The following is a 14,751-nucleotide window of genomic DNA, read 5'->3' on the forward strand; positions in this document are numbered from 1 at the left end:
CTCTTTTGATCACATTAGCTTACTCCGAATCGTATATTTGCTCATTTATGTTTCTGATCCTATTAGATACAAATTGAAAAGTCAAATGATATAAATTGTTTTAAACTGAAAGCGTAAACACGAATAAGGAGTGATAAACGTGCCACACAGCACACCACAGATCCATGTTGTTTTCAAGACACATTTAGATATCGGATATACCGATCTCGCTAAACATGTTACTGATCGTTATATGAAACTATTTTTCCCAAGTGCGATCACAACAGCACAGTACTTTGATGAACATCCTGATCAAGGTTCTTTTATTTGGACAACGGGTTCTTGGTTAATTCATCACTTACTCAAACATGGAACAACCGAGGAGAAACAGCAAGTAGAGGAAGCTATTGCAAAAGGCTATTTAAGATGGCATGGCCTCCCTTTCACGACCTATACCGAATTATACGATGCCGAGCTTCTAGATTACGGTATTCAAATGGCCACACGTCTTGACCAACGCTTTGGTATCCACACCATTGCAGCCAAAATGACGGATGTCCCTGGTCATACACGTGCGCTGATTACACATATGGCCAAGGCGGGTATGAAGTATCTTCATTTAGGTGTAAACCCATCAAGCCATGTTCCTCATGTTCCTGAGATGTTTTTGTGGAGAAATCCAGATGGTTCTGAAATCGTCGTTCAATATAGTAAAGATTATGGAACAACCTTCGAAACAGAAGGCTTGAATGATGTTTTATACTTTGCTCATACGCATGATAATCATGGTCCTTCCACCGTTGAACAAATTAAAGCGGAATTCACTCAACTTCGTGAGGCCTATCCACATGCGGATATCAGAGCATCCACGTTGGATCAATATGCGGAGAAGGTATGGGCCATTCGTGATACGTTACCGATCGTCGAAGAAGAGATTGGGGATAGCTGGATCCATGGATCTTCGACTGATCCCTACAAATTAGCTTGTTATCGTGAACTACTTCGCTTAAAGAGTAAATGGCTACTAGTAGGATCTCTTGCTGCAGCCGACGAGGAATATCACAACTTCTGCGATGAATTAATTATGATTCCTGAGCATACTTGGGGTGTAGATATTAAGCGTTATCTGGCAGATTACATTCATTATGATAAGGAAGATTTTCAGCAAGCACGAGCTCGAGACAAGGTTGATGTGAACTTAAACCCACTTGAATATCGTTTTTACGAAAAAAATTCACGCGCTGAAATGATCGAGATGTTCGGCGTAGAAGCCGTGGAGAAGCTTAGTGCCCGCTCATTTAGTCTCATGGAGCAGTCTTGGCAAGAGCAACGGGAATATTTAGAAAATGCCGTATCTACTCTGGGCGTAAAACGTCAGATCGAAGCACGAGCTGCTCTAGCCGCATTACGACCGGTTCGTCCACAGATTGCTAATGCGGATGCGACAATCCTGTACACGGATCAATCCTATACTTTAGGAGACTTTGAGGTCGTGTTTGAGGATAACGGTTCTATTATCAGTTTGCTAGACCAACGTAATCGAGAGTGGGCTGGGCCGAACAACCCGATCGGATTATTCTCATATGAGACTTTCTCCCAAGCGGATTATGATCGTTGGTACCGTGAATATCACGTGCGATGGAAAAATACGCATGTATGGGCAACCGGAGATTTCGGGAAACCAGGTATGGATCTGACGAAAGAATGGATAATGCATACCGTGACGAAGCCCAAACTATTATCCTTGCAAGCATTATGTGGAGAAGAACAGGATGTTGTCCTTGCTACGTTAAAGATGCCTAGAGCAGCTAGTGAAGGAATGGGTGCTCCACGAGAGTTGACCATCGAATATATATTTAAGAAGCACACTGCTACCGTAGAATGTAAGCTTCAATGGTTCCATAAGGATGCATATCGCCTCCCAGAAGCAGCATGGATGAGCTTCAATCCGATCGTCAATAATCCAAATCAATGGAAGCTTGATAAAATCGGACAACTCACTTCCCCACTAGACGTTGTTAAAGGGGGAAATCGCAATCTGCATGCGGTAGATCAGGGCATGTATTATGCGGCAGCGGACGGTCAAGTGGATATCACGACATTAGATGCCGCGCTCGTATCTCCTGGAGAACCACGGCTTGTGCAATTTGATCATACATTTGCTTCACTTACTGGAGGAATGCATGTCAATTTACACAACAATGTCTGGGGTACAAATTTCCAGGCTTGGTACGAAGAAGATGCGTTATTCCGCTTCAAGCTGAAATTCCAATCTCATCTTTAATCATAAAATACCTGAGAGGAGCTTTACAATGAACACCCACAAACCATGGAAAATTTACGTCATTCAACATTCCCATACGGATGTTGGCTATACAGAACGTCAAGAGAAAATCCGGCAGTATCATGTCAATTACATTCGGCAAGCGTTACAAATTGTACGTGACATCGAAAGCGGTGCTCGCCTAGATTGGAAGGGCTACAAATGGGTATGCGAAACGTTCTGGCCTGTTGAATCCTTCCTCTTAAAAGCGACACCAACAGAAAAAGAAGAATTCGCGCAAGCGGTACAAAAAGGCTATATCGGTCTATCTGGAACCTATCTCAATTTCGGCGAGCAATTAAATCAAGAGATGCTCTCCGTCATGATTCAACGGATTACTGACTATGGTCAATCGATTCAATTCCCCGTACGTTCTGCTATGACTGCAGACATCACTGGCTTTGGTTGGGGATATAGTCAAGTCTTGGCCGATGCTGGTATCGAGAATTTAATAACCTGTATTCATACACATCACTCCATGTTTCCATTATGGAAGAAACAAATTCCATTCTGGTGGGAAACACCAAAAGGTGATCGAATTCTAACGTGGAGTGGCGAGCATTATATGTTCGGAAATGACCTCGGCTTGATTCCTGGTATAGGAGGTTCCTATACGATTCGTGATGAGCATGACGTGCGAAAAGGCGTGTCCTTGGAAGTCGCTGAAGCGCGGTTTGATCGATATTTAGAGCAATTAGTTGAAGATGGCTATACCTTCCCGTTAGTACCTGTCATGGTATCTGGGCTCCCTACAGATAATGGCTCACCGAATGCCGCATTAATGGATTTTGTAAACCATTGGAATGCGTTGCATGGTGATCGGATCTTGATTCAACCAGCGACACTGGATGATTTCTTTACAGATTTAAGAGCATATGCGAACGAGCATCCGGATGAGATCGAGACTTTTCGAGGAGATTGGCCGGATTGGTGGACAGATGGCTCAGCTACTACTCCGATGCATGTTCAGATCTTCCGAGAGGCGCAACGCGTGTACACGAAAGTGAAGCAATTAGATCCTACCCGTGAGATTGTTGACCAAGTGCGGCTTGAGGCGATTGAATACGAGTTGGCTTTATTTGCTGAACATACATGGGGATACCATTCCTCTGTGACAGAACCTTGGAACCCATTCGTACAAGAGCTGGGCTGTCGTAAAGAAGCTTATGCCGCAAATGCGAGTTCACTTGCCCATACCGCATTATACGATATCCTTGAGGCACAAGGAGATGCACTATTAGGACCAGATCGTCCTATGAAATTTGAATTGTATAACCCAAGTGAATTTATACAAACCGATTATGCCCAGTTAATTATGGAGGGCTGGTACATTACAGAGCTGAAAAATGGCTTTGAAGTGATCGATGAAGTGACTGGAACCGTCTACGAAGCTCAAATGGTGACGGGACACCGCGGGGTCGTCATTACAATTCCAGTAACTTTGCAGCCTAATCAAAAGGTACAATTGACGATTAAGGCAATCGAAGAGCATCCGCCCGTAACAGCATATCGAACAGATTATGTTGGATCCGATCGCATGCTGGATATTATTCCTCCGGTTCCACCGAAGCTACATGTGACGCCTAAATTTATCGAGTCACCTTTCGTTCGAATCGAATGGGAACTCGGGGCAGGGATTACGAAGTGGTTTGACAAGAGCAGTCAACAAGATTTACTGCGGTCTGATCGTAATCACAATGCATTCTCCCCTGTCTACAACGTAACAGAAGCACCTAATGAATTTGGCATGTATGATGTACGCCGTAAGATGGGACGTAATCGTAGAGGCGCTGATGCAATAACCTCTGTCGGAGCATTAGTTGATGTCAATATCGTTGAAAAGGGTGCCCTTTATGGAAAAGTTCAATTGACCTATCGCGTGAATGGTTGCAGTCACTATTCCTTACTCGTCACCGTATACGGTGATCGCGCACGTGCTGATGTAGCCGTACGCATGCATAAGGAAAGTGTATGGGATCCAGAAAATGTGTACATTTCACTTCCGTTTGGGAGTGCTTCCGCTGCTGGGCAAGATGCGCTGTGGATAGAAAAGACAGGCGCAGCCTTACGTCCACGAATTGATCAATTGCCTGGATCCTTAGCAGATTTCTATTGTGTCGATGAAGGTGTAGCTTTTGTCCGTGACACACGTGGTGTTGCCATTGCGATGCCAGATACACCTCTCATCCAACTCGGCTCCTTAGACTATGAGGATCGACTATTGAGCGGACACCCTGGACTCGCGCATGATCCAGCCCATCTCTACTCATGGCCCATGAATAATTATTGGGAAACGAACTTTAAGGCGACACTAGGTGGATTCTATGAATTCCGTTACTACATCGCTTGGGGGGATGAGCTTAATACGTCAGAAGTAGCATTAGAGGCTTGTAAGAGTATGAACGCGGGTATCCTTGCATGGAGAACAAGTAAGTAAGAGAATAATCATATTATCAGTTAGACGAATCACAAAGTCTTCCTCGAGAAGTACGGATTGAATAAGATTTGGAAGCATTTTAGACTTTCACATGAGGTCGCCTCTTTCTGTTACAGAGTCATTTGATGGTACAAATGATTCCACAAAAAAAGGCGTCCTTTTTGCTATGCTGTGATGTAATTTATTGGTTAATCAGCAGGGATGTTTTTATATAAATGTTCATTCTTTAGTAACCTCTGTAGAAAATAATAAATCTATTAAATCTCTTGCGTATACCCAACGTTAACTCTTAGTCCACCTGAGAAGTCAGGATAGAGAGAATCAGCCCATTCATAGACTTCTCGGGTAGAGTCCAATATTTTATTTGATTCCTTGTAATGCTCATTAATCCATTCGATATCCATTCGGAAACCTCCTCTTTTTGGAGTTCGTGAAAGGGTTAAGGATCCTGCCCGGAGCTTGTCTTAACCATTCCTATTTATTGACTTTTTGTTGTTCTAATCTTTGCTCTTCTTCTTTAATTTGACTTATATCAATTCGTTCAAACAACAATTGCAAATCAGTTACCTGTTGATAAGGGGGACCCGAGCGGGGCTTCCAATTCGGTAGTTCAAGCGATAAGAATCCCCTGATCTTCTCACAAGAAAACGGTAGAAACGGATGCAGCAAATTCGCCAAATTAGCTATAATCTGCACGCATGTATATATTGTAGAACCACAGGACTCCTGATCTTCTTTTACCTGAATCCAAGGTTTTTGCCGATCAAAATACTGATTTGCCTTACGTACATAAAAGAAAATATACTCGAGCGCATCCTTCAAATCTCCCGCTTCAATTAGGCGTCCTGACTCCAGATACAAGAGGTCAATGTTGTCGCTCCACCCCTTATCTAACTTTCCACTTGGCACGATCCCTTCATAAAACTTCTCTACAAAAGCCAATGAGCGATTCACAAAGTTACCAAATGCTCCAAGCAGCTCACCATTATGACTATAAATAAACTCTCTCCAGGAAAAATCCGTATCCCGCTTCTCAGGCCCGTTGGCAATTAAGAAATAACGAATAGAGTCAGGATGATACCGCTCTAGAATATCAGGTACCCAGACTGCCCAATTACGGCTAGTGGAGAACTTCTGCCCTTCAAGGGTTAAATATTCGCTGGATATAATCCGATCCGGTAAATGTAGTTCTCTTGCTCCTAATAAGACGGCTGGCCATATCAGGGTGTGAAAAGGAATATTATCTTTACCATGGACATAATAAGCGGTGATGTCCTCTTGTTCCTCTGACCAAAAATCCTCCCAGCTCCGCCCAGACTGTGCAGCCCACTGCTTACTGGCTGATAAATAACCACTTACCGCCTCAATCCAAACATAAATCTTCTTGTCTTCAAATCCAGCTATAGGAACATCTACACCCCAAGATAAGTCTCTTGTTACCGCGCGGTCCTGCAGTTCTTCTTTTAAATAACGTTTGGTCAGTTTTATAGCGTTTTCTCTCCAAAATTGTGCTTCCTCTACATATTCCGTTAATTCAGATTGAAATTTAGATAAGCTAAGATAAAAATGTTCTGTCGGTCGTTCTGTCGGTGTATTCCCACATAATTTACAGACTCTGTCCAATAAATCGGCAGGGTCTAGAATCGTAGAACAATAATCGCATTGATCTCCACGCGCCCGCTGGCCACATACTGGACAAGTCCCTTCCACGTATCTGTCTGGCAAAAATCGCTGATCCGCCTCACAGTAACATTGCGCAATGTTTTTTTTATATAAATGACCATTCTCTAGTAGCTTCGCAAACAACTCTTGCACGACCTTATGATGCTGCTGTTGATCCGTTCGAGTATAAAGATCATAACTAAATCCCAGCTGTTCAAAACACTTCAAAAACTCTTCGTGGTATCGACTTGCAAAAGCTTTGGGTGTGATCCCTTCATTAGCAGCCTGAACTGCTACAGGTGTGCCATGACAATCGCTGCCTGACACATATAAAACGTTATCCCCCTTGCTGCGATAATAGCGTGCCAGCACATCCCCAGGCAACACACTTGATAATCTTCCAAGATGTAAAGATCCATTCGCATACGGCCAAGCACCACCAATAAACACATTACTCATTAACCTTCTCCTCCTTTTTTTAGACAACAAAAAAACTCCCATCCACAAAGGACGAGAGTTCTACTCACGTGTTACCACCTAATTTTATAAATGCCTCATGACATTTACCTCTTCAGGTACGACGTTAATAAACGTTTATACCCTAGCACTATAACGGATGCAGGTTCCGGCGCAGCCTACAACCCAAAAGGTTTCGATGCGCAGCTCTGAGACCATATTCCCAAGGTTTTTCTTTACTCCTTTTCAGCGACCGGAGCTCTCTGTAGAAAGAATTGCCGTGGTACTCTTTCTCTTCTTTGCCTTTAAATATTCAAGTTACTGGAAATGATACTTAATTTTCTGTTTATTGTCAATATGAAACATCAAGCTCACTGTAACTTTTTCAATTAATTTTCGTCTTTTATATAAATAAGTTACAAGGAGGAGGTCCTTCAATGAAAAAAGTAATCTTACTTATACTCCCTGTTCTTTTACTAGCAGGGGTATGGGGTTGTTCCGATAATAAGGTTAATTCTGTTCCCAAAAGTGAACCCTATACTTCCGAAAAAGCCATCAGTAGAGGGGATATTGTTTCTTTTGAAAAAGTGTACAACCTCGATAAATTTGAGCAATTTATAACTAATCTCTCCAGCAAAAAAGCAGACAATATACGAGTTACAAGTTACACAGATGAGGGCGATCCCATATTTAAGGATTTGAAGTTTGATGGCAATGTAATTAGTTATAGCTACGATACTTCTAATGATGCATTCGGTGGAAGTAACACAGGAGTTAGAACCGATACCTGCTCCGAAGTGACGAGTAAAAAAAACACACAAGGTGAAATAATCTATTCGATCAGCGGTTGCACAAATAATGACTCTGAAATCGATTACTACCTTTTCCGCACAAAAAAAGCCACCCAATCGTAATACGATAGGATGGCTTTTCTAATATCTATTTCATGATTTTGCAAATATCATTGGTGAATTGAACAGGATCACTAACCTGTAGACCTTCGATCAACAGTGCTTGGTTGTATAGCAGGTTCGTGTATAAACCGAGCTTCTCTTTATCGTTCTCAGCTGCTGCTTTCAAAGACTGGAAGACTTCGTGATGGATGTTGATTTCGAGTACCTTATCCGCTTGAACCTCTTGCCCATTCGGCATCGATTTCAGGATTTTTTCCATCTCGATTGTCAGTTCACCTTCAGCAGAGAGGCATACCGGATGAGTCTTCAAACGTTTGGAAGCTTTAACATTCTTCACTTTGCCGGACAAAATGTCCTTCATCGCTTCAAAAAGCTCCTTGTTTTCGTTCTCTTCCGCTTCCGTTGGCTTGTCCGCTTCGTCTGCTTCGATACCCAGATCACCACTGGATACGGATTTAAATTCTTTTTCTTTATAAGACATGATCATCTTGATCGCAAATTCATCAATATCATCAGTGAAGTAGAGAATTTCATACCCTTTATCCGATACAAGCTCGGTTTGCGGGAGCTTTTCGATTCTGTCGATCGACTCTCCGGATGCATAGTAGATATACTTCTGATCTTCTGGCATTCTTGATACATATTCGTCCAGTGTTACCAGCTTCTTCTCCTTGGAGGAATAGAACATCAGCAAATCTTGAAGTGTATCTTTGTGCATTCCATAATCGTTGTACACACCAAACTTAAGCTGTCTGCCAAAAGCATTATAGAACTGCTCATATTTCTCTCTTTCATCCTTCAGCAAGCTTTGCAGTTGACTCTTCACTTTATTCTTAATGTTCTTAGCGATCAGAGTCAGCTGACGGTCATGCTGGAGCATTTCTCTGGAGATGTTTAGCGAAAGATCCTCTGAATCTACCATACCTTTTACAAAGCTAAAATAGTCAGGCAGCAGATCCGCACATTTGTTCATGATCAATACACCATTGGAATAAAGCTCAAGACCTTTTTCATATTCCTTTGTGTAATAATCAAATGGTGTATTTTCTGGGATAAACAAGATCGCATTATACACTACAGCACCATCAGCACTGATATGAATATGTTTAAGCGGCTTATCGAAGCCGTAACGTTTCTCTGCATAGAAGTTATCATAATCTTCTGTAGTCAGCTCGTTTTTGTTCTTCCGCCAGATTGGCACCATACTGTTCACGGTTTGTTCTTGAACAACTTCCTCGAACTCGTTCTCTGTGCCTTCTTTTGCCTTCTGCTCCTTCACGTCCATTTTAATTGGGAAACGAATGAAGTCAGAATATTTTTTAATGATGGATTTCAGGCGATACTCTTCCAAATATTCATCGTATTGATCTTCTTCGGTATTCTCTTTAATCTTCAAAATCACTTCAGTACCTACAGAATCCTTCTCGACAGGCTCGATAGTATAGCCATCAGCGCCCTTAGACTCCCATTTAAAGGCCTCGTCGCTACCAAGCGCCTTACTGATCACAATTACGTCATCTGCTACCATAAACGCAGCATAGAAGCCAACACCGAACTGTCCGATGATATTGTGACCATCTTTGGCTTCGTTCTCTTTCTTAAATGCAAGAGATCCGCTCTTCGCGATTGTTCCTAAGTTATTCTCTAGCTCTTCTTGCGTCATCCCGATACCTGTATCGGAGATCGTCAAAGTTCTGTTCGCCTTATCGGCAGTCACTTTAATATAATAATCTTCTTTATTGAAGACCAGGCTTTCATCAGCTAATGCTTTGTAATAGATCTTATCAATTGCATCACTTGCATTGGAAATCAACTCGCGAAGAAAAATTTCCCGTTGTGTATAAATGGAGTTAATCATCATTTCCAGCAATCTTTTCGATTCGGCTTTAAACTCTTTTTTGGCCATGAATAAGTAAATCTCCTTTCAAAATAACATCTTGTCCAACATTTCGTAATTAGCACTCTTGTTAGATGAGTGCTAATTCTTCTTTTTATATAACATAAACTGATTTTGAATGTCAATATTTACAGCAACTTTCTTTAAAGAATACTATCTTTTGCATACAAATTTAAGATTTTATTGATCACTAATGACCCACTTGCGCGTAGACTGATTCTATGTTTTAAATAGACTAGATACACAAATTCCAAATAAAGGGTTATCATTATCAGACCTAGGAGGAATTCGAATGAATAAACAAGCGCAGTCCATTGTAAATTCTTCAGCAACAAGTCCCATTAAGAATTTGATTGGCAGTGTATTTATCCCCGTACACGATATTGAAAAAGCCCGTAGCTGGTATTGCCAAGTCCTAGGACTCCATGAAGCAAATCATCCGATTATGAACGGTCATTTATGCCCGTTAACTATGCAAGGAAGCACTGAGATCATTCTGGACACCATGCCCATGTGGGGAGGTTTAGAGCCTGAAGGGGCTCCTCCAATTACAACACCTGCTTTTATGCTTATAACCGATGATTTGCAAGCCTCTTTCAACTATATGAAGGAGCTCGGCGTAGAGATAGTAACCGAAATTCAAGATCAACAATGGTTTGTGGTGAAAGACCCTGATGGGAATAAACTAATGATTTGCAAGTAACATTTGCGTTAGAAATTGCAATGGCTGAGACTTCCACTTCTTAGGATGCATCAAAAGCTGCAGATCAAAATGAATTTCTTGATGTGCGAATGGCAGCTCAGCCAAGTTCCCCCGCTCAATTTCTTCCTCTGCAACAATTTTAGGTAATAATGCAATCCCTAACCCATTCATAACACATCGTTTGATCGCTTCTAGATTCGAAAGCTCAAAACCAATGCGGAATATAATCCCGTGCTCTTTTAACAAATTCTCGAACAGACTCCGGTAAATACAGCTCTCTTCAGAAACAATTAATTCGCAGTTATTTAGATCCTGTAACGTTACTGTATCCATCTGGGCAAGGGGATGGTTAATGGGAGCTATCAACACGAGCGGTTCATCTCTTATGATCGTACGATCAAGTAAAGAATCCGTAGTGGTACGATCCAGCATCAAACCGATGTCTACTTCCCCATCTTTTATTTTGGCCAAGAGGTTAGCTTCCTGCATCGTTTGTAGATGGATATCAAGTTTCGGAAATTTCGTCCTCAACTGCTGTAAGTAGGGTGGCAAGTAGAAAGCAGCTAATGAATCAATCGTACCAATCGTTAGCGTACCTCCAATTTGCTGGGCGATGGTTTCTTTAGAACGATCATACAGATCCAAAATCTCCACGAATAGCTTCAACAACTCTTCTCCAGGCGGGGTAAGACGCAGCTGTCGACCATGCCTTTCTATCAATGGCACTCCGTATTCCTTCTCTATTTTCTGTATTTGCATCGTAACGCTCGACTGCGCGTAACCCAGCTCTTCAGCAGCCCGTGTAAAGCTCTGACGTTTAGCTACCTCGCGGAATGTTCGTAAATAGGTTAAATCCATAACCTCACCCTAACATCAATATTTTTGATGATACACATCATTTATTATAGCTAACGACGATGCAACATTCCATGGTAAAGTGTATGTAGAGGAATTAAAATATTTTGGAGGCCGATAATTTATGCTTACAGAACAACAGATTTATGGAATTTATGTCCCCGTGGTCACCCCGTTCAATGCTGCTGGTGAAGTCGATCTGGATTCGTATCAGCGTTATGTAAAGAACATTATTAACAACAGCATACAAGGTCTGGTCGTTAATGGAACCACCGGTGAATCGCCAACTGTAACCGTAAATGAAATGCAGCTTCTAGTAAACACTTCTCGTGAGCTTTTACAATCAACATCTATCCCCTTAGTAGTCGGTACAGGAACCAATGACACAGCTTCTACGGTAGCACGCACAGAGATCGCAGCTAACCTTGGTGCGGATTGCGCACTAGTAGTCGTCCCTTATTATAGTCGTCCATCGCAAGAGGGCATCATTGCCCATTTCCGCAAAGCAGCAGAAGTAGGTATTCCGATCATGGCTTATGACATTCCAAGTCGTACTGGTACTGCTATGACTCTAGACACTGCACGCACAATCCTAGAAATGAATAATGTTGTCGGATTAAAAGACTGCTCAGGTAGCACCAAAATGGTTACTGAGCTAGTTCGTACAGGTAGCAAACCTGTGCTCGGCGGCGACGATTCACTCTTTTATGAAATGCTTAGCTCCGGGGCAGCTGGCGGTATGCTTGCTACTGCGAACGTTTATCCAGCAGAATGTATCCGTATATACGAAGCCTTCAAATCGGGTCAATTCGACTTGGCAAAAGAAAACTTTGAACAACTACTGCCGATCATCCGTCTCTTGTTCAAGGAATCGAACCCCGCTCCAATCAAATGGATGCTTAGCCAGAATGGCCTAATCAATTCGGATACGCTTCGCCTCCCAATGACTTCCATCAGCACAGCGCTTCAGCAAGAGCTTAGTTCTTATGTTCAGGACAATGCAATTGAAGCGACTGCATAAGAGAAAATATAACAGCCGTTATACAGTGAGGAACTGTTTAGCGGCTATTTTTTTTGCCTCTCTCCATTCTTAATGGTGATGATTACATCTGTATTTGTGTCAAAAACTATACCATATCTTGAATTCACCTTATAAGAAAATAACAAAAAACCATCAGATTTCTCTGACGGTTTTGAGATCTCACTATAAAAAACGTACAGCGTTCAAAGTAACTTATCTGCTGCTTGTTTGTCTTCCTTTAGTGAACCACTCGGACTTTGGCTTTAATGGAGGGTTAGACTTAGGTTTTGCTTTGGCAGGTTTTGATGCCGCTGGTTTTGCCCCCGCTGGTTTAGCTGTTGATGGTCTGGAAGTCGATGGTTTAGAAGATGCAGATCTCGAACCTGACGGTTTCGAAGATCTTTCTGTCTTCATTTGCGTTTTACGAGACATCGGATACGGATGATCCTTCACTTCTGGAATCGATTTTCCGATCAATTTCTCGATATCTTTAAGGAACGGAAGCTCTTCAGATTCGCAAAAAGATATTGCTGTTCCGCTTAACCCAGCTCTACCCGTACGACCGATCCGGTGCACATAGGTTTCTGGAATATTCGGCAAGTTGAAGTTGATTACATGAGATAACTCATCAATATCAATTCCTCGCGCGGCGATATCCGTAGCTACAAGAACGCGGGTTGCACCACTTTTAAAATTCCGCAATGCATTCTGACGATCATTCTGCGATTTATTGCCGTGAATGGCTTGTGCAGAAATGTTCACTTTCGCTAGATCGCGTGTAACACGGTCCGCACCACGTTTTGTACGAGTAAACACCAGAGCAGAAATGATTGATTTATCCTGTAACAAAAGATTCAATTGATTCTGCTTATTTCCATTCTCTAATAAATAGATCGATTGATCGATCCTATCCGCAGTAGATGACACGGGTGTGATTTCTACTTTTACTGGATTCACAAGCAAGGTTTTGATCAATTTGGAGATCTCAGTAGGCATCGTTGCCGAGAAGAACAGTGTTTGTTTCTTCGTTGGCATTTTGGCGATAATTCGCTTCACATCATGGATGAAACCCATATCTAGCATGCGGTCAGCCTCATCCAAGACAAGAATTTGGACATACTGTAAATCCACACGTTTTTGATTGATCAGGTCGATAAGTCTTCCTGGTGTAGCAATTAAGATATCAGCACCTTGATTCAGGGCACGCTCTTGTACTTTCTGTGATACACCGCCAACGATGGCAGCAGAGCGGATATCTGTGTATTGGCTATACGCTTTTATGTTATCAGCAATTTGAATCGCAAGTTCTCTTGTCGGTGTTAAGATCAGCGAGCGAATGCGTCGCACATTGCTTGATTTATTGGGACTTGTTTGTTCGCTTAATAATTGAATAATAGGTACAGAAAATGCAGCTGTCTTTCCTGTTCCCGTTTGAGCACATCCAAGTAAATCTCTACCTGCTAATACAGCTGGGATCGATTGCTCCTGTATAGGTGTAGGTGATGTATAGTTTTCTTTGGTTAAAGCCTTTAAAATCGCAGGCATAATATTCAGTTCGTTAAATGTCATTGGGTCTCCTTAATTTCTAATACATATATTCTTAACATTAAAACCATTTGTCACGTCATAAACAATAATCATAACACAATTAGTCACATAATAATAGATATTCTTTATCATCACACCAATTTTCATTAAAAATCCATTTCAGGATACCAGTACAATTAATAGCTAATAAGAACTATGCAGTCCGATACCTTAGCAAAACACATCAAAATACCGAAATAGCTGCTATACAGTTCGAAAAATGTTTAAGTATGCGTATCAGCCAAATAACGTTTCCCAACACACAACAAAAAAAGCGAAGGATTTCTCCCCCGCTTCTTATCATTCGTATGAAGACTAGTCTACGATTTCAGCAGTGTCGCCATTGTTGGCACCAGCAGCATTAGCTTCGTCAGTATCAATATGCATATCAAGTTTGAAGCTGTCGGATACACGAGCAATTACGTTCTCCAATACGAGACCGCGGTCTCCACCGAGACGAACTTTAAGCAATTGCTTATCCGCAATGCCCCAAGCTTCAGCTTCAGAAGTGTGGAAGTGAATGTGACGAGCTGCGATGATAACGCCTTGTTCTAATTCAACTTCACCAGCAGGTCCTTTAAGCGTAATGCCAGGTGTTCCTTCAATATTTCCAGATTCGCGAACTGGAGCTTTCACGCCAAGTGCGAAGGAGTCAGTACGGGAAATTTCTAATTGGGAAGCCGGACGAGCAGGTCCCAAAATTCTTACCTTGTCAAATTTACCTTTGCTACCGATAACTGCTACTTGTTCATTTGCTGCAAATTGTCCTGGTTGGGAAAGTGGTTTGAACTCAGTTAATTGATATCCTGGGCCAAACAGAGCCTCCACGTGCTCTTGCGTAAGGTGAATATGTCTAGCCGACACACCTACGGGTACAGTCTTACTCATTGTAAAGTCACTCCTTGTATTTTCTCTAG

General features: G+C 42.0%; 11 protein-coding genes and 1 other annotated feature. Of the genes, 5 read left to right on the forward strand and 6 right to left on the reverse strand.

Annotated features, from left to right (window positions below; translation table 11 throughout):
• Window positions 1-139: 139 nt before the first annotated feature.
• Together NYE25_RS08750 and NYE25_RS08755 are read left to right on the forward strand one after the other, a co-directional pair.
• The gene (locus NYE25_RS08750) at window positions 140-2,263 is read left to right on the forward strand and encodes a DUF5054 domain-containing protein (RefSeq protein ID WP_341145720.1); all 2,124 of its coding nucleotides are present in this window, start codon (window positions 140-142) and stop codon (window positions 2,261-2,263) included.
• 28 nt (window positions 2,264-2,291) lie between these two features.
• Window positions 2,292-4,739, forward strand: coding sequence for a glycoside hydrolase family 38 N-terminal domain-containing protein (locus NYE25_RS08755; RefSeq protein WP_076286271.1), 2,448 nt, complete (start codon window positions 2,292-2,294; stop codon window positions 4,737-4,739).
• 257 nt (window positions 4,740-4,996) lie between these two features.
• Here the strand turns inward: NYE25_RS08755 and NYE25_RS08760 are convergent, their stop codons facing one another.
• Window positions 4,997-5,143, reverse strand: coding sequence for a hypothetical protein (locus NYE25_RS08760; RefSeq protein WP_341145721.1), 147 nt, complete (start codon window positions 5,141-5,143; stop codon window positions 4,997-4,999).
• A gap of 70 nt (window positions 5,144-5,213) precedes the next feature.
• Entirely contained in the window at window positions 5,214-6,860 is a 1,647-nt protein-coding gene (metG, locus tag NYE25_RS08765) for a methionine--tRNA ligase (protein WP_341145722.1), read from the reverse strand.
• Window positions 6,861-6,904: 44 nt separating this feature from the next.
• Window positions 6,905-7,166 (reverse strand) — a binding site (T-box leader).
• A 128-nt stretch (window positions 7,167-7,294) separates the two neighbouring features.
• Between metG and NYE25_RS08770 the strand changes: the two genes are divergently transcribed.
• Complete coding sequence (locus NYE25_RS08770) at window positions 7,295-7,771, forward strand: DUF4362 domain-containing protein (RefSeq protein ID WP_341145723.1); 477 nt, start codon at window positions 7,295-7,297, stop codon at window positions 7,769-7,771.
• Between the two features lie 25 nt (window positions 7,772-7,796).
• Here NYE25_RS08770 and htpG read toward each other — a convergent pair whose 3' ends face one another.
• Window positions 7,797-9,677, reverse strand: a complete 1,881-nt coding sequence (htpG, locus tag NYE25_RS08775) for a molecular chaperone HtpG (RefSeq protein ID WP_076300562.1) — start codon at window positions 9,675-9,677, stop codon at window positions 7,797-7,799.
• Window positions 9,678-9,960: 283 nt separating this feature from the next.
• Between htpG and NYE25_RS08780 the strand changes: the two genes are divergently transcribed.
• Window positions 9,961-10,371 (forward strand): VOC family protein, encoded by a 411-nt coding sequence (locus NYE25_RS08780; RefSeq protein WP_341145724.1) that lies wholly within the window; start codon window positions 9,961-9,963, stop codon window positions 10,369-10,371.
• Here the strand turns inward: NYE25_RS08780 and NYE25_RS08785 are convergent.
• On the reverse strand, window positions 10,354-11,229 hold the full coding sequence (locus NYE25_RS08785) for a LysR family transcriptional regulator (protein WP_042189369.1): 876 nt from the start codon (window positions 11,227-11,229) through the stop codon (window positions 10,354-10,356). The two genes, NYE25_RS08780 and NYE25_RS08785, sit on opposite strands and share 18 nt — an antisense overlap.
• Window positions 11,230-11,350: 121 nt before the next feature.
• Here NYE25_RS08785 and dapA point away from each other — a divergent pair, with 121 nt between their 5' ends.
• Entirely contained in the window at window positions 11,351-12,247 is an 897-nt protein-coding gene (gene dapA, locus NYE25_RS08790) for a 4-hydroxy-tetrahydrodipicolinate synthase (protein ID WP_076286276.1), read from the forward strand.
• 213 nt (window positions 12,248-12,460) lie between these two features.
• On the opposite strand, the gene NYE25_RS08795 is transcribed toward dapA, so the two are convergent.
• Together NYE25_RS08795 and pduL are read right to left on the reverse strand one after the other, a co-directional pair.
• Entirely contained in the window at window positions 12,461-13,816 is a 1,356-nt protein-coding gene (locus NYE25_RS08795) for a DEAD/DEAH box helicase (protein ID WP_339265594.1), read from the reverse strand.
• A gap of 333 nt (window positions 13,817-14,149) precedes the next feature.
• Entirely contained in the window at window positions 14,150-14,722 is a 573-nt protein-coding gene (gene pduL / locus NYE25_RS08800; RefSeq protein ID WP_042128797.1) for a phosphate propanoyltransferase, read from the reverse strand.
• Window positions 14,723-14,751 lie beyond the last annotated feature (29 nt).

The organism is Paenibacillus sp. FSL E2-8871, from assembly GCF_038000345.1.
Classification (GTDB): Bacteria; Bacillota; Bacilli; order Paenibacillales; family Paenibacillaceae; genus Paenibacillus_AQ.

Coding starts and splice junctions, on each gene's coding strand:
- NYE25_RS08755 (WP_076286271.1), top strand. CDS start 2,292: ATGAACACCCACAAACCATGGAAAATTTACGTCATTCAACATTCCCAT.
- htpG (WP_076300562.1), bottom strand. CDS start 9,677: ATGGCCAAAAAAGAGTTTAAAGCCGAATCGAAAAGATTGCTGGAAATG.
- NYE25_RS08770 (WP_341145723.1), top strand. CDS start 7,295: ATGAAAAAAGTAATCTTACTTATACTCCCTGTTCTTTTACTAGCAGGG.
- NYE25_RS08760 (WP_341145721.1), bottom strand. CDS start 5,143: ATGGATATCGAATGGATTAATGAGCATTACAAGGAATCAAATAAAATA.
- NYE25_RS08785 (WP_042189369.1), bottom strand. CDS start 11,229: ATGGATTTAACCTATTTACGAACATTCCGCGAGGTAGCTAAACGTCAG.
- NYE25_RS08795 (WP_339265594.1), bottom strand. CDS start 13,816: ATGACATTTAACGAACTGAATATTATGCCTGCGATTTTAAAGGCTTTA.
- dapA (WP_076286276.1), top strand. CDS start 11,351: ATGCTTACAGAACAACAGATTTATGGAATTTATGTCCCCGTGGTCACC.
- pduL (WP_042128797.1), bottom strand. CDS start 14,722: ATGAGTAAGACTGTACCCGTAGGTGTGTCGGCTAGACATATTCACCTT.
- metG (WP_341145722.1), bottom strand. CDS start 6,860: ATGAGTAATGTGTTTATTGGTGGTGCTTGGCCGTATGCGAATGGATCT.
- NYE25_RS08780 (WP_341145724.1), top strand. CDS start 9,961: ATGAATAAACAAGCGCAGTCCATTGTAAATTCTTCAGCAACAAGTCCC.